The following is a 14,317-nucleotide window of genomic DNA, read 5'->3' as shown; positions in this document are numbered from 1 at the left end:
AGAAAGGTCATGCCTTGGCGCGTTGGGAACTGGGCAAGTTCGACGAGTGCCTCGATCTGGCAGGTATCAAGGACGCCGGATTGCGGAAGTCGTATCGGGCCTGCTTCAAGCTGGCGTTGAAGACGGACTGGACCATGGCCATGGCCGGGGCGTTCCTGCCGCCGCAATACCGGCCCGCGATGGCCGCTGTGGGAGCCGTGGTGCGCTGGGTGGACGACCTGGCGGACAGCCGCAAGGGCAGCGTCGCGCGTTTCTCCGAAGAGACCCATGAACTGCTGACGGAAGTACGCGCGGGATATTCGGCGCACCCCGTGCGCGCCGCGATCGTGCACAGCATCGCGACGTTCGCCTTGCCGGTTCCGGCCCTGGAGAAGTTCGTCGCGACGACCCGGGGGGACATCGGCAGGACCGGGTTCGCGACCGAGGCGGAGTTGTCGGAGTTCGCCCGCTGTGCCGTGGGCGCGCCTGTGCTGCTGGGCTGCCCGCTGCTGGGCGGACCGGTCGGCGATCCCGCGTTCGACCAGGCGGTGCTGTCCTTCGGCGAGGGCCTGGACCGGGTGGACAATCTGCGGGACATCTCCGAGGACGTGGCGCGCGGCTGGCTGGGAATCTCTACGGAGACGCTGGAGAACTGCGCGGCGGACCGGACGGATTTTCTCAACCGCAGGGCGACTCCCGCGGTGTTGCGGGCGCTGCGCTGGGAAGCCGACCGTGCCGCGGTTCTGCTGTCCGGTGCGGAGGCCGTGACGGCGGCGCTGCCCCCTTATGGCAGAGCCGCGATCGAAACCATGGAGTCCCTGTACCGGCTGCATCTGAGGGCAGTGACCGAGGACCTGCCCGCCGCCTTGCGGCGGCGCCCCCACCCCCGCCCGGCCTCCCTGAAACGGCTGGCGGTTTCCTCCCTGCGGTCCGTGTTCGACGCGGTGCCGCCGCCCCGCGCCGAAATGGCTCCCGCCTTTCCTTCCGCCGCTGTCCCCGTCGTTCCGGAGCAACTCGACGACGTACGCAGTTGGGCGTCGCACCGGGCGATCAGCGCCGAGCTGAGGCGGTCCTGCGAAGGGGCGGACGACACGCTTCTCGCGCCGATCCAGAACCACGCCCTGCTGCCGGTCGGAAAGCTGCTCAGGCCGGTGCTGACCGTGGAAGCCGCCGGGGCCGTCGGCGGGCGCACCGACATGGTCCTGTCCGCCGCGGTCAGCACCGAACTCGTCCACGTCGCCAGCCTGATCCACGACGACATCATCGACGGCGACCATCAGCGGCGGGGCCGGGACTCGGCGCCCTACCGCTTCGGCGCGGACCTCGCGCTCCTGGCCGCCAACGGCCTCGTCATGAAGGCCCTCCAGGGGCTCTCCCGCTGCCGTGAGCAGGGGGCGAGCGCGGAGCGCGTCGCCCGGGCATTCGCCGATGCGGGCCGCACGGGCGAGGACCTGGCGCGCGGCGCGGCCCTGGAACTGCACATCTCGGACGATCTGACCTGCGGGGTCGACACCTACCTGGAGATGATCAGGCTCAAGACGGCGGTGCTCTTCGCCTACGCCTGCCGTCTCGGCGCGTACCTCGCCGAAGGCAGCAACGATCAGGTCCAGGCGCTGAGCGAGTACGGACTGGCCCTCGGCATGGCCTTCCAGATCCGTGACGATCTCCTGCCCTACGACAGCACCTCACAGGCCGCCGGCAAGGACGCGGCCAGTGACCTGCGCAACCACCGCCCCACCTTGCCCCTCTTGCTGGCCCACGCCCACGCCTCGCCGCCTCAACGGACCGAGCTGCACGCCTTGTGGAACGACGCCGATGGCGAACGCGCCCTGCCCGCCGTGCACCGGCTGCTCCAGAGCACCGATGCCATGACCCGGGCCCGGGACCTGGCCGTGGCGTACACGGAGCGAGCCCAGGGTCACCTGGACCGGCTGCCGGACTCCGCCTACCGCGAGCGGTTGGGCCAGGTGGCGCGGCAGGCCGCACACCGGGTCAGCTGAACTCCGGGTGCGGGTGCGGTACGGGAAGGCGCACAGGTGGTCAGCACCACCTTGCCCTCGACCTCGCGGGCTTCCAGCGCGGCATGCGCGTCGGCGGCGCGTGAGAGGGGGAAGCGGGTGATCAGCGGCACGAGACGGCCCGCGGCGGCCTCGGCCAGGGCGCGGGTGGCGAGCTCGCGCATGCCGCCGACGGGGACCATGGCCGGGCCGATCGCCCAGGTGACGGTGAGGGCGCGCTCGATGATGTCCGGTGTGGTGATCTCGGTGGGCGTCCCGGAGGCCCAGCCGTGCAGCAGGAAGCGGCCGCCGGGGCCGAGCAGTTCCAGGGCCTGGCGGCCGGTCGTGCCCCCCACGCCGTCGAGGACCACGCTCACCTGACGCCCGCCCAGGGCCTCGCGGACGTGCCCCGGCCAGTCGGCGTCCCGGTAGTCGACCGCGACATCGGCGCCGAGCTCCCGCACGCGTGCCGTCTTGGCCGGACCGCCCGCCACTCCCACGACGGTGGCGCCGGCCTGACGCGCCGCCTGGACGAACAGGCTGCCGAGGCCGCCGGCCGCCGACATCACGAGCACCGTGTCGTCGGCGGTGACGCCCGCCACGGACAGGACGCCCTGGGCCGTGGAGCCGGTGGTGATCGCCGCCACGGCGGTCTCGGCGTCGAGGTGTCCGGGGATGGGGTGGAGGGAGTCGACGTCGGCGACGGCCTGCTCGGCGTACCCGCCGTACCCGCCCAGCTGCGCCACGACCCGTCGGCCCAGCCACTGTTCGTCCACGCCCGGCCCCACCGCCGACACGACGCCGGCGACCTCCCCGCCGGGGACGACCGGCAGCTCCGGCGGCTGGTGCGGGCCGACGGGGAGGCCGCGTCGAAGCGTGGTCTCGATCCAGTGGACGCCGCTCGCCCGCACATCGATCCGCACCTGCCCCTCGGCCGGAACGGGGGCGGGGACCTCTTCGTGGCTCAGGTTCCCGGCAGGGCCGAAGGCGTGCAGCCGTATCGCGTGCATGTCGTGCACTCCTGGATCGGTGCGCCCCCGGGGTGGGGCGGCGTGATCACTCTCCAACATCAACATTGCTTGAGGTCAAGAGAGCGAGGAAACTGAGGCCGACCCCGGTGATCGTGCCCGAATTCAGGCAGGATTATGGTGAACGCCCATGACGATAAGCACAACGCTATGGTCCTTCGCTCTGGTCGTGGGCCTCCTCACCCTCACCCCCGGCCTCGACACCGCCCTCGTCCTGCGCACGGCGGCACTCGGCCGCCGCCGACGGGCCTGGGGCGTGGTCCTCGGCATCCAGACCGGCATTTTCGTGTGGGGTGCGCTCACCTCGCTCGGTGTGACCGCGCTGTTGACGGCCTCTCAGGTGGCGTACGAGATCCTGCGCTGGGCGGGCGCGGTGTATCTGCTGTGGATGGGCGCGCGCATGCTGATCGACGCCTGGCGCGGCATGCGGGCCGAAGGGGCGGATGAGGCGCCGGTCCTGAAGGAGGCCGAGACCCTGTACGAGGGGTGGCGGCAGGGCGCGCTCACCAACCTCCTCAACCCCAAGGTGGGCGTCTTCTACGTCGCCGTCCTGCCGCAGTTCATCCCGGCCGGCGCCCCGCACTTCACGACCGGTCTGCTGCTGACCTGCGTGCACATACTGCTCGGCCTGCTCTGGTCGATGGCGCTGATCGCCTTCGCCCAGGCCTTGCGCGGCTGGCTCCAACGCCCCGCCGCCCGTCGGGCCCTCGACCGCGTCACCGGCACGGTCATCGCGGGCTTCGGCCTGAAGCTCGCCCTGGGTGACTGAGCCGCCGCCGTCCGGCGCGCGACCGCGCGCCGCACCGAGCAGCGGGTTCGGAGTCCGCTAGTCGGCGGCGCGCACCCGTGCGCGGGAGCGCCGGCGCAGCCACACCAGCGGTGCCGCGCCCACGAGGGCCAGCGCGCCCGGGGCGGTGGCGGCCACCGTGTTGATGTCCTTCTGGTCGAACGTGCCGGGTACCGGCAGCGTGGACCAGCGGTCGACCGGCCAGGCGACGACGACCGCGCGGCCCACCACATTGCCGACCGGCACCATGCCGCCGCCGGGGCTATCGCGGTGGTAGCGGGAGTCCGCGGAGTTCTGGCGGTGGTCACCCATCACCCAGAGGTGCCCCTTGGGGACCTTGACCTTGAACTGCCCCTTCTCGTCCGTGCTGCAGGCCGTGTTCCCCGCGAAGACGTACGGCTCGTCGAGGGGCTTGCCGTTGACCTTGACCGGGCCCGAGCCCTTGCACTCCACCGTGTCGCCGCCGACCCCGATGACCCGCTTGATCAGGTCCTTCTCCTCGGCGGACGGCATCAGCCCGATGAAGCTGAGCACCTTCTGGGCGGCGTTGGGCTGCGGGGTCGGCTCGTACTTCATCCAGTCGCCCGGGTCGTGGAAGACGACGACCTCGCCGCGCTCGGGCTCCGAACCGAACCACGGGGTCAGCTTGTCGACCAGCACCCGGTCGCCCGGCTGCAGGGTGTTCTGCATGGAGTCCGACGGGATCGAGAACGCCTGCACCAGGAACGTCTTGATCAGCAGGGCGAGCAGGAGCGCGACGCCGAGGAGGATCGGCAGCTCCTTCCAGAAAGGGCGCTGCTTCTTGGCCTTCACGCCGCGTGGCCCCTCCGGTGCCGGCCCGTCCTCGGGCTCGTTGTGCTCCGACCGTGCGTCGACCGCCGCGTCCGCCACGCCCTGCTCCTCACTCGCGCTTCCCGCCCGCACCCTGCTCGGCACAGGCCCGCCACTCCCACAACGAGCGGGAGTTCCACGAGCTCGGGAGTCGGATTGTTCCCGATCGATCCTAGGTGACCTGCGGCTTCCCGGGGCCCGTCGCGGTGAGGGGTGAATTCAGGCCGTGACGGTGAGTGATTCCTGAGATGGTGATGACGGTGTGTGATGCGTGCGGCGACGCGTGCCCGGTCGGGGGAAGTGACGGAAACCACGGGGAGTTGGCGGTCGGATATGCGGGCTCTGCCCGACTTGCCGGGTCTTCAAGATCCCTATTTCCACTACGCTCCGCGTTGTCGGCCACCTTGGGTAACCGATGGAGGTCGGCGATTTTTCCCCCCTCAACGGGTCGGTACGACCCGGAACTTGGAGAGACGCATGCGTCGTATTTCCGCGCTCGCCGTGACCGCCGCGCTCGCCGGTGGCGTCCTGTTCACGGCCCTGCCCGTCACGACCGCCACCGCGGCCCCCCACAAGACCTGCAACGTGGCCCAGATGGGTCAGCAGGTCGCCGACCTGAAGGCCAAGGCCGCCACGCTGCGGAAGCTGGGCGAGCCCGAGGCGGCCAACCGCGCCCAGGCCCAGGCCAACGCCATCGCCAAGCAGCGCGCCGCCTGCATCAAGGCGGACGAGACCGCCGCGAAGCCGCGCTGGTAGCAGATCCCCCATCAGACATCGCCCGCCCCGAGCTCCTGGGGGCGGGCGATGCCTGTTGTCCTGCGGACTGCTGTCGGGTGTGCACCTCGGCTGCGCGGCGGTGTCCTCAATCGCCGGACGGGCTCGATATGGCTGAGCTCAGCCAAAACCAGCCCGTCCGGCGATTGAGGACGCGCCCGCAGGGCGCCCGCCGCAGCAGGCGGCAAGACGGCCCGCAGCCGGCCGAAGCGCTAGCGCAAGACACACTCCCGTACCGCCATGAGCAAAGACGCCGTCCGCGCGTCGCCGTGGCCGATCATCCGGTTGGTGACGTAACCGAAGCCGACGCCGTACGCGTCGTCGCCGAAGGCCAGTTGGCCGCCCGAGCCGTCGTGGCCGAAGCTGCGGGGGCCGAGCAGCGGGTGCCGGGCCGAGTCGAGGTGGAAGCCGGAACCCCACCGCGCGCCCAGGTCGGGGAACCCCGACCAGGAGGCGCCGGCCGACTGCTCCCGCACCGCGTCGGTGACGGTCTCCGGGCTGAGCAGCCGCGGCCCGCCGTCCACGCCGTGCGCGGCGGCCGCGTACAGCGTGGCCAGACCGCGCGCCGAGGAGACGCCGCCCGTCCCGGGGAACTCGGCGGTCAGCAGCGCGGGGGAGTTGTAGCCGTGCGGATCATCCAGGCCGGGGAAGGGCACCAGCCCGTTCGTCGTCAGGATCCGCATGATGAGCGTCTCCGGATCCGGCAGCGCGGGCCGCCCGTCGGCCTCGACGAGCCGGGCCAGCGACGGGAGTTCGGCCTCGGGCACACCGATCCAGGTGCTCAGGCCCAGCTCGTCGGCGACGGCCGCACGGAAGTACGCGCCGGGGGTGAGCCCGGTGATCCGCCGGATCACCTCACCGACCAGCCAGCCCAAGGTGAAGCCGTGGTACTCCAGCGCCGTGCCGGGCTCCCAGAGGGGCTCCTGCTCCTCGAGGGCCTTGACGACCGGGGTCCAGGCGACGAGGTCCTCGAAGGTCAGCGTGCGGTCGTCGACGGCGGGCAGGCCGGCGCGGTGCGCGAGCACCATGCGCGTCGTGATCTTCTCCTTGCCGCGCTGCCCGAACTCCGGCCAGTAGTCGGCCATGGGGGCGTCGAGGTCGAGCCGCCCCTGCTGTGCGAGCAGATGGGCGCAGATGCCGACGATGCCCTTGGCGGCGGAGAAGACCGGGACGGCCGTGTCCTCTTCCCAGGCCCGGCCGGTCCGCTGGTCGGCGATGCCGCCCCACAGGTCCACGACCTTGCGCCCGCCCGCGAACACGGTCACGGCTGCGCCGAGGTCACCGCGCTCGGCGAAGTTCCGGGCGAACTCGTCCGCGACGGCTCCGAACCCCTCGTCGGCCCATCCGCTGTGCTCCACTGTGCCGCTCTTTCCCTCGCGTCGGGGCATGCCGGACCGATGCCCCCCGTGTGCCTTCGGCCAGGCCACGATACGTACGCCGCGCGGTGGGATCGAGCGATATTCTGTGCGCCCGCCCCGGCCCGCCGCCCCGCGCGTCAGCCCTCGGCGAGGAACCGTTCCAGCGCCTCCACCACCAGCGCGTGGTCGTCCCCCTGCGCCAGCCCCGACACCGCGACCGCCCCCACGACACCCGTGCCGCGCACCGTGAGCGGGAATGCGCCGCCGTGCGCGGCGTAGCGGTCCGGGTCCAGCCGGGAGGAGTCCTCGAAGGTGCGGCCCTTGGCGCGGAAGCGGGCGCCCACGAGGTAGGAGGACTCGGCGTAGCGCTCGACGACGCGGCATTTGCGGTCCAGCCAGGCGTCGTTGTCGGCGGAAGTGCCGGGCAGGGCGCAATGGAAGAGACGTTGCGCGCCGCGCCGGACGGTGATCGTGACGGCGGCGCCGCGCGCGCGGGCCAGCCCGGCCAGGAGCGAGCCGAGGCGCCAGGCGTCGTCGTTGTCGAAGTGGTCGAGGACCAGGCGTCGTTCCTGCTCCTCCAGCCGTGCGATCTCCTCGCTCATCGGTCCGCCCCGATCCGCACCGCACGGCCTTCGGCCGCCGAGGTCCGGGCCGCCTCCAGGACACGCAGGGCGTCCGCCGCCTCCGCCGCCGTGACCGGCGGCCGGCCGCCCGTGCGCAGGGCCTCCTCGATCGCCGCGTAGTAGGCGGGGTAGTCGCCGGGCAGGGTCGGCACGGGTTCCCCGCCGCCCGTCTGCGGGGACTCCCCCGCCCCGAGGCGGCCCCACGCGCACTCCGGTTCGACGCCCCAGGCCGTGCCGTCGGCCGTGGGCCGCAGGCCCTCGCGCAGCGCGGCTTCCTGCGGGTCGAGGCCGTACTTCACGAAGCCCGCCTCGCTGCCGAGCACCCGGAAGCGGGGGCCGAGCTGGGCGGTGGTGGCGCTCACCCACAGATGGGAGCGGACGCCGCTGATGTGCGTGATCGCGATGAACGTGTCGTCGTCGGCCTCGGCGCCCTCGCGTCGCACGTCGGTCTCGGCGTAGACGGTGGTGGCCGGGCCGAAGAGGTGCAGGGCCTGGTCCACGACATGGCTGCCGAGGTCGTAGAGGAGTCCGCCGATCTCGGCCGGGTCGCCGGACTCGCGCCAGCCGCCCTTGGGGCGCGGCCGCCAGCGCTCGAAGCGGGACTCGAAGCGCTGGACCCGGCCGAGGGCGCCGTCGGCGATCAGCTTCCGCACGGTACGGAAGTCGTTGTCCCAGCGACGGTTCTGGAAGACGCTGAGCAACAGCCCGCGCTCCTCGGCCAGGGCGGCCAGTGCCTCGGCCTCGGCGGCCGTCGCGGCGAGCGGCTTGTCGACGACCACCGGCAGCCCGGCCTCCAGGGCCGTACGGGCGAGCGGGACGTGGGTGCGGTTGGGGGAGGCGATGACGATCAGGTCGAGCCCGTCCGCCCGCGCGAAGAGGGCGTCCGCGTCGGCGACCGTGGTGACGCCCGGGTGCTCGGCCACGGCCTGCCGCTGCCGGTCGGGGTCGGCCGTGACGACCGTGTCGAGGGCCAGGCCCTCGGTCGCGGCGATCAGCGGGGCGTGGAAGACGGAGCCCGCCAGGCCGTAACCGATGAGTCCGACGCGCAGCGGGGTGCGGGGGGTGCCTGTGGTGCCATCCATGCTCCCCACTTTGGCAACGCTGTTGCGAAAGTGCAAGTGATGGCGACAATGGGCGGTGTGAACAACGGTCTGGGCAACCCCCCTCCCGGCGCCAACCTCGCCGCGCTGCGCGACCACAACGCGGCCCTCGTCCTCGGGCTGCTGCGCGACGCCGGCGCGGCGGGTGCGAGCCGCGCGGAGCTGGCCGCGCGTACGGGCCTGACCCCGCAGGCGGTCAGCAAGATCTGCGCCCGGCTGCGGGCGGCGGGCCTCGCCGCCGAGGCGGGCCGTCGCGCGTCCACCGGCGGCAAGCCCGCCACGACCTGGCGCCTGGTGCCGGACGCGGCCCACGCCATCGGCCTCCACCTCGACCGCGACGCCCTGACCGCGACCCTTGTCGACCTCACCGGCACCCCCGTCGCCACCCGCACGACCCCCCTCGCCTTCGGCGCGGGCGCGAAGGCGCTGCTGGACGCGGTGGCAACGGAGGTGGAGGCGTTGATGGCGAGCAGCGACACGCCCCGCGCGAGACGCCCCCTCCTCGGTGTCGGCGTCGCCGTGCCCGGGCCGCTCGATCATGCGAGCGGCGTGCTGCACCGGGTCACCGGGTTCCCCGAGTGGGACGGTTTCCCGCTGCGGGACGCGCTCGCCGAGCGGCTCGGGATGCCGGTCGTGGTCGACAAGGACACCAACGCCGCCGCGCTCGGGCTCGTGCTGCGCGGCGCGGGCGGCGGCGGGCCCGCCGCCGACTCCTTCGCGTATCTGCACCTCGGCACGGGCCTCGGCGCCGGGCTCGTCCTCGGCGGCGGGGTGCACCGGGGGGCCAGGACCGGGGCCGGGGAGTTCGGGCACCAGGTGCTCCAGCTCGACGGGCCGCCGTGCCCGTGCGGCAACCGTGGCTGCGTCGAAGCGCTCTGCCTGGGCGCCGTCGCGGCCGGTGACACCGCCCGCGCGGCGCGGCTGCTCGGCGTCGGCGCCGCCAACCTCGTACGGCTGCTGGACATCGACCTCGTCCTGCTCGGCGGCCGGACGGTGCTGGCCGAGCCGGAGCCGTATCTGCGCGGTGTGCGCGCGGTCCTCGCCGAGGACGCCGCCCGCGCGGACGGCCGTACGGTCCCCGTGGCCGTCACCCCCGGCGGCGGCCGGACGGTGGTCGAGGGCGCGGCCGAGCTGGCGCTCGCCCCGCTCTTCGGGCGGTCCGGGACGGCCCTCACGGCCCGGTCCGATGAGACGAAAATCGTCACATCGGGCGGTATGTGACGGCCAGTCGGCCGCACGGGACCGTGCCGCGCCCGGCCCGTGCGCGCGAGGGGTGGGATGTTCCTGAGGACCCGGAGCCTCCCGCGCTCCGACCCGCACCCCCCTCCGTAAAGGTCCCGCGATGCCCCTGTCCCGTGCCCTCGTCGCAGTCGGCGCCGTCGCGCTCGCGCTCGTCCCGGCGGCGGCACCGGCGGCACCAGTGAAGGCCGTCGCGCGCCCGGCCGCCGAACAGCCGCCCTGCGGCGACCCCGGCAGCGCCGCCTTCCCGATCAGCTCGCGGCTGAGCGGCGGCCCCGAGGTGTACGGGCGCGGCGGCGCCCCGCACGGCTGGCGGCTGGAGCTGCGCAACGCCACGGGCGCCGACTGCCAGGCCGTGCACCCGGTCGCGGTCCTCGCCGACCGGGGCCGCGCGCTGCGGCCCGGCGACATCCACCTCGACTTCTACGACCGGGGCGCCGCGCGCTGGCGGCCCGTGCGCTTCGAACGGACCGACGAGGCCGAGAACGTCGGTGTCTTCGACGGTTCCTCGCCGGACTTCCCCGGCTTCGCCGTCCCCGCCCGCCGCTCGGTCACCGTCGACCTGCGGCTGTCCTTCGCGGCCGGCGCCGCCGAAGGCCAGGTCACGGCCAATGTGACGGCCGTGCAGCGCCGCGGGAACGACGGCGAGTGGGTGGGGGAGTCCGACGACTACACCTTCTCCATCGAGGAGGGCGCGCCCGAACCCGCCGAGGAGACCGGGCGGCGGGGGGCGGGCGGACACGCCGGGGACGCGCTGGACCCCGGCGACGCCGGTGACCCCGCACACCGCACGCCGTACGAGGAGGCGAGCCCGCCCGCGCTCGCCGACACGGGCTCCCCGCACCACCTCTTCGGGATCGGCGCCGCCGCCCTCGCGCTGCTGCTCGGCGGGGCGGCGCTGATGTTCGGGGCGCGGCGGTCGGGCCGCTGACCCCTCCCGCGCCGCCGTCCGGGAGGTCACGGCCGGGAGCTGATTAGGCTGGAGGGGTCAGGGCGGCGCACGAGAGGTGCCGCTCTGGCGTACCCAGCCCCGGCGAGGGGCGTTTACGGCAGGAGTCCCACTGTGGCAGAGCGCAAGCCCATCGAGTCCTGGCTGACCGACATGGACGGTGTCCTGATGCACGAGGGCATCCCGGTGCCCGGCGCGGACACCTTCATCAAGCGGCTCCGCGAGTCCGGCAAGCCCTTTCTCGTACTGACCAACAACTCCATCTACACCCCCCGTGACCTGCACGCCCGGCTGGCCCGCATCGGGCTCGACGTCCCCGTCGACAACATCTGGACCTCCGCGCTGGCCACCGCCAAGTTCCTGGACGACCAGCGGCCCGGCGGCACCGCCTACGTGATCGGCGAGGCCGGGCTCACCACCGCCCTGCACGACATCGGCTACGTCCTCACCGACCACGACCCCGACTACGTGGTCCTCGGCGAGACCCGGACCTACAGCTTCGAGGCGCTCACCAAGGCCATCCGGCTGATCAACGCCGGTGCCCGCTTCATCGCCACCAACCCGGACGAGACCGGCCCCTCCGCCGAGGGCGCCCTGCCCGCCACCGGCTCCGTCGCCGCCCTGATCACCAAGGCGACCGGCCGTGAGCCGTACTTCGTCGGCAAGCCGAACCCGCTGATGATGCGGGCCGGGCTCAATGCCATCGGCGCGCACTCCGAGACCAGCGCCATGATCGGCGACCGGATGGACACCGATGTGCTGGCCGGGCTGGAGGCCGGCATGGAGACCTTCCTCGTGCTGACCGGACTCACCCGCGCCGAGGAGATCGAGCTGCACCCCTTCCGCCCCTCGCGCGTCGTCGACTCGATCGCCGACCTCGTCGAGCTGATCTGACCCGGCCTCACCCGGCCTCGACCGGTCCAAAGTGATCCGAGCCGATCGGGGGCCTTTGGGCACCGGATGGCGCAATACGGCTGGGGAGCGGATGCGACGCCGGAGTCCGGCGGGTGAACCTTCTGACGTACCCAGGAGGTTTCCCATGGACTCTGTCCGCTTCACATTCTGTGGCGCCCTCGTGGCGGCGGCCGTCGTCTGCGCTGCCCCCGCGTACGCCGTCGACGGCCCCGCCACCATGTCGGGGACCGTCGAACTCACCCCCGTCACCAGCCACCCCGGCGGCGAAGTACAACTGCGCGTCTCCGGCTGCGGCAACAACCGGGCGACCGCCAGCTCCGAGGCCTTCGTCTCCGACGCCGTGCTGGCCAAGGACTCGGCCGGGCTGTTCGCCGAGGCGACCGTCCGCTCGACCGTCGCCCCCGGCGTCTACCCCGTGAAGGTCAACTGCGAGGGCTACGACGCGACGGCCGCGGGCCGGCTGACCATCGTCAAGGAGGGCGAGGAGCCGGAGGGCGCCCGCGACCGCCAGGACGACCGCGTCGGTTCCGAGACCCACGACCAGCCCGAGGGCGGGCAGCCGCCCAGCGACCACACCCTGCCCGACTCCTCCTCCTCCGAGCTGCCCGTCGCGCCCGTACCCGCGGGCGGCGGCGGCACATCGATGGCCACCGCCGAGGCACCCGGCACGCCGGGGCTCGTCCTCGCGGGCGGCACCGCGCTGATCGCCGCCGGAGTGATCTGGTACCGCCGCCGCAACGAGGCCGCGCAGCGCCGCGACACCGACGAATCGCGGCACTGACGGAACGCGGGCCCGAGTCGATGTCCGAACCGCGTGCCAGTGGCACCGGCCGCCTGCTGACCGGAGTGACCTGGGCGGCGCTGCTGCTGGCCCTGTGGCTGTGGGGGCGGGAGATCACCGAGGGGCACGGCCCCGCCACGCCCACCACCGGCGACGTCGCCGCGGCGGGCCGTCCGATGGGGCGCCCGCTGCCCCCGGCCCACGAACCGCTGCCCGCTTCCCGGCCCCGGGGGCTGTCCATCAGGGCGACGGGCGTCTGGGCGCCGATCGAGGAGCGCGGCCTCAACCCGACGGGGGCGGTGGAACCGCCGCCGTACTCGCGGTCCAACGCCGTCGGCTGGTACCGCGGCGGCCCGCAGCCCGGCAGCGCCGGCGCCGCCGTCCTCGTCGGCCACCTCGACACCCCCCGCGCACGCGCCGTCTTCTACGACCTCAGCGAACTGAAACCGGGGGAGACGATCACCGTGGCCCGGGTCGACGGCACGAGCGCCGAGTTCACCGTCGAGGACGTCTCCGTCTACACCAAGGACCGCTTCGACGCCCGGAAGGTCTACGGGCCGCGCGAGGTGGACCGGGCCGAACTGCGACTGATCACCTGTGGCGGTGACTACGACCGCGTCCGGCACTCCTACTCCGCCAACGTCGTCGTCTCCGCCTACCTGACCGGCGCGGGCCGGGTGTGAACCCCGGGTTCCGGCAGGCCGCGACCGCGGACTGTGGTCCAACAGGGCGATATGACGCCAAGTCATACCCTGAGCACCCACTGTGGAGGACACGTCTGTGTCAGCATTGAGACGACCGGTCATGTCCCGCGCGGGTCTGGGGGCATCCCCAGGCAGTACAGCCAAGGGGGAGTGGATGTACGGCAGCTACACCGGCCACACACGCAGGGGCCGCACGGGCCCGGCGAGGGCGGCAGCCGCGGTGGGGGCGCTGCTGCTGCTCTCCGGGTGCTTCTCGTCCTCGGACACCGCCGTTCCGAAGGAGCGCGAGTCCGCACGGCCGCCCACCCAGCAGCCCAAGGCGCAGGCTCCGTTCTGGGTCAATCCGCAGGCCACCGCCGCCCAGCGGGCCGACCGGCTGCGCCGCGACGGCAAGGCCCGGGAGGCCGAGCTGCTCGGGAAGATCGCCGCGCAGCCCGTCGCGGAGTGGATCGGCGTGGACGACCCGGAGGGCCAGACGCGCGGCTTCACCCAGGCCGCCGCCAAGGCCGACCGGGACGCCCTGCTGGTGCTCTACAACATCCCGCACCGCGACTGCGGCCAGTACTCCCAGGGCGGCGCCGCCGACGGTGACGCCTACCGCCAGTGGCTGGACCAGGCGGCCAAGGGCATCGGTGACCGCAGCGCGACCGTGATCCTGGAGCCGGACGCACTGCCGCACATCGAGGACGGCTGCACACCGCGCGAGTTCCACGAGGAGCGCTTCGCGCTGCTCAACGAGGCCGTCGGCAAGCTCAAGGCGCTGCCGCGCACCAAGGTTTATCTGGACGCGGGCAACCCCAGCTGGGTCACGCCCGCCGGGCGGATGGCGGAGCCGCTGCGGCGGGCCGGGATCGCCAAGGCCGACGGATTCGCGCTCAACGTCTCCAACTTCCAGACCACCCGGGCCAACAAGGACTACGGCCGCAGGCTCTCCGCGCTCGTGGGCGGCAAGCACTTCGTCATCGACACCAGCCGCAACGGCAACGGCCCGCTGAACGGCGGCGACCACGAGAAGGCCTGGTGCAACCCCTCCGGCCGGGCCCTCGGCGACCCACCGACCACCCGGACCGGGGACCCGCTGACGGACGCCTATCTCTGGGTCAAGCGGCCGGGGGAGTCCGACGGCGCCTGCAAGGGCGGCCCGGACGCGGGGCAGTGGTGGGAGACCTACGCCCTGGAGCTCGCCCGCAACGCCCGCTGAGGAAGCGGCCGGGGCCCGCCGGGGCCCCGGCCCGCTCGCCGACCGGCCGGC

At 73.2% G+C, this 14,317-nt stretch carries 14 protein-coding genes; 9 read left to right on the top strand and 5 right to left on the bottom strand.

Annotation, left to right across the window (positions count from 1 at the left end; translation table 11 throughout):
* The first annotated feature begins 14 nt into the window (after window positions 1-14).
* Window positions 15-1,979: a polyprenyl synthetase family protein gene (locus AB8O64_RS13610; RefSeq protein ID WP_370419417.1), complete on the top strand. Its 1,965-nt coding sequence runs from the start codon at window positions 15-17 to the stop codon at window positions 1,977-1,979.
* Here the strand turns inward: AB8O64_RS13610 and AB8O64_RS13605 are convergent.
* Window positions 1,925-2,986 (bottom strand): zinc-binding dehydrogenase, encoded by a 1,062-nt coding sequence (locus AB8O64_RS13605; RefSeq protein WP_370419416.1) that lies wholly within the window; start codon window positions 2,984-2,986, stop codon window positions 1,925-1,927. The two genes, AB8O64_RS13610 and AB8O64_RS13605, sit on opposite strands and share 55 nt — an antisense overlap.
* A gap of 148 nt (window positions 2,987-3,134) precedes the next feature.
* Here AB8O64_RS13605 and AB8O64_RS13600 point away from each other — a divergent pair, with 148 nt between their 5' ends.
* Window positions 3,135-3,773 carry a LysE family translocator gene (locus AB8O64_RS13600; RefSeq protein ID WP_370419415.1) on the top strand — a complete coding sequence of 213 codons (639 nt, stop codon included), beginning with the start codon at window positions 3,135-3,137 and terminating at the stop codon, window positions 3,771-3,773.
* A 57-nt stretch (window positions 3,774-3,830) separates the two neighbouring features.
* Here AB8O64_RS13600 and lepB read toward each other — a convergent pair whose 3' ends face one another.
* A complete protein-coding gene (lepB, locus tag AB8O64_RS13595) occupies window positions 3,831-4,682 on the bottom strand; it encodes a signal peptidase I (RefSeq protein WP_370419414.1) in 852 nt (283 codons plus the stop codon).
* 417 nt (window positions 4,683-5,099) lie between these two features.
* Between lepB and AB8O64_RS13590 the strand changes: the two genes are divergently transcribed.
* Window positions 5,100-5,378 (top strand): hypothetical protein, encoded by a 279-nt coding sequence (locus AB8O64_RS13590; protein WP_365372972.1) that lies wholly within the window; start codon window positions 5,100-5,102, stop codon window positions 5,376-5,378.
* Between the two features lie 230 nt (window positions 5,379-5,608).
* On the opposite strand, the gene AB8O64_RS13585 is transcribed toward AB8O64_RS13590, so the two are convergent.
* From AB8O64_RS13585 to AB8O64_RS13575, 3 genes are all read right to left on the bottom strand, one after another.
* The gene (locus tag AB8O64_RS13585; RefSeq protein ID WP_356452372.1) at window positions 5,609-6,754 is read right to left on the bottom strand and encodes a serine hydrolase domain-containing protein; all 1,146 of its coding nucleotides are present in this window, start codon (window positions 6,752-6,754) and stop codon (window positions 5,609-5,611) included.
* A gap of 137 nt (window positions 6,755-6,891) precedes the next feature.
* Window positions 6,892-7,356: a heme-degrading domain-containing protein gene (locus tag AB8O64_RS13580; protein ID WP_370419413.1), complete on the bottom strand. Its 465-nt coding sequence runs from the start codon at window positions 7,354-7,356 to the stop codon at window positions 6,892-6,894.
* On the bottom strand, window positions 7,353-8,459 hold the full coding sequence (locus tag AB8O64_RS13575; protein WP_370419412.1) for a Gfo/Idh/MocA family oxidoreductase: 1,107 nt from the start codon (window positions 8,457-8,459) through the stop codon (window positions 7,353-7,355). The genes AB8O64_RS13580 and AB8O64_RS13575 overlap by 4 nt, the downstream gene beginning before the upstream one ends.
* Window positions 8,460-8,507: 48 nt before the next feature.
* Between AB8O64_RS13575 and AB8O64_RS13570 the strand changes: the two genes are divergently transcribed.
* The 6 genes from AB8O64_RS13570 (at window position 8,508) to AB8O64_RS13545 (ending at window position 14,266) form a co-directional block, all read left to right on the top strand.
* Window positions 8,508-9,698, top strand: coding sequence for an ROK family protein (locus AB8O64_RS13570; RefSeq protein WP_370423863.1), 1,191 nt, complete (start codon window positions 8,508-8,510; stop codon window positions 9,696-9,698).
* 121 nt (window positions 9,699-9,819) lie between these two features.
* Window positions 9,820-10,647 (top strand): hypothetical protein, encoded by an 828-nt coding sequence (locus AB8O64_RS13565; protein WP_370419411.1) that lies wholly within the window; start codon window positions 9,820-9,822, stop codon window positions 10,645-10,647.
* 132 nt (window positions 10,648-10,779) lie between these two features.
* A complete protein-coding gene (locus AB8O64_RS13560) occupies window positions 10,780-11,559 on the top strand; it encodes an HAD-IIA family hydrolase (protein WP_356452365.1) in 780 nt (259 codons plus the stop codon).
* A gap of 145 nt (window positions 11,560-11,704) precedes the next feature.
* Window positions 11,705-12,361, top strand: a complete 657-nt coding sequence (locus AB8O64_RS13555; RefSeq protein ID WP_370419410.1) for a hypothetical protein — start codon at window positions 11,705-11,707, stop codon at window positions 12,359-12,361.
* A gap of 20 nt (window positions 12,362-12,381) precedes the next feature.
* Complete coding sequence (locus AB8O64_RS13550) at window positions 12,382-13,044, top strand: class F sortase (RefSeq protein ID WP_370419409.1); 663 nt, start codon at window positions 12,382-12,384, stop codon at window positions 13,042-13,044.
* Between the two features lie 175 nt (window positions 13,045-13,219).
* Window positions 13,220-14,266 (top strand): glycoside hydrolase family 6 protein, encoded by a 1,047-nt coding sequence (locus AB8O64_RS13545; RefSeq protein WP_370419408.1) that lies wholly within the window; start codon window positions 13,220-13,222, stop codon window positions 14,264-14,266.
* The last annotated feature ends 51 nt before the right edge of the window (window positions 14,267-14,317 follow it).

This window comes from Streptomyces sp. QH1-20 (genome assembly GCF_041283565.1).
Lineage (GTDB): Bacteria > Actinomycetota > Actinomycetes > Streptomycetales > Streptomycetaceae > Streptomyces > Streptomyces syringius.
The sequence above is the reverse complement of the archived record's forward strand: the minus strand, read 5'-3'. Positions and strand labels throughout refer to the sequence as shown.

Bases quoted from the DNA above. Each gene is read 5' to 3' on its own strand.
- AB8O64_RS13550 (WP_370419409.1), top strand. From the start codon at position 12,382: ATGTCCGAACCGCGTGCCAGTGGCACCGGCCGCCTGCTGACCGGAGTG.
- AB8O64_RS13565 (WP_370419411.1), top strand. From the start codon at position 9,820: ATGCCCCTGTCCCGTGCCCTCGTCGCAGTCGGCGCCGTCGCGCTCGCG.
- AB8O64_RS13575 (WP_370419412.1), bottom strand. From the start codon at position 8,459: ATGGATGGCACCACAGGCACCCCCCGCACCCCGCTGCGCGTCGGACTC.
- AB8O64_RS13600 (WP_370419415.1), top strand. From the start codon at position 3,135: ATGACGATAAGCACAACGCTATGGTCCTTCGCTCTGGTCGTGGGCCTC.
- AB8O64_RS13570 (WP_370423863.1), top strand. From the start codon at position 8,508: ATGGGCGGTGTGAACAACGGTCTGGGCAACCCCCCTCCCGGCGCCAAC.
- AB8O64_RS13605 (WP_370419416.1), bottom strand. From the start codon at position 2,986: ATGCACGCGATACGGCTGCACGCCTTCGGCCCTGCCGGGAACCTGAGC.
- AB8O64_RS13580 (WP_370419413.1), bottom strand. From the start codon at position 7,356: ATGAGCGAGGAGATCGCACGGCTGGAGGAGCAGGAACGACGCCTGGTC.
- AB8O64_RS13545 (WP_370419408.1), top strand. From the start codon at position 13,220: ATGTACGGCAGCTACACCGGCCACACACGCAGGGGCCGCACGGGCCCG.
- AB8O64_RS13590 (WP_365372972.1), top strand. From the start codon at position 5,100: ATGCGTCGTATTTCCGCGCTCGCCGTGACCGCCGCGCTCGCCGGTGGC.
- AB8O64_RS13555 (WP_370419410.1), top strand. From the start codon at position 11,705: ATGGACTCTGTCCGCTTCACATTCTGTGGCGCCCTCGTGGCGGCGGCC.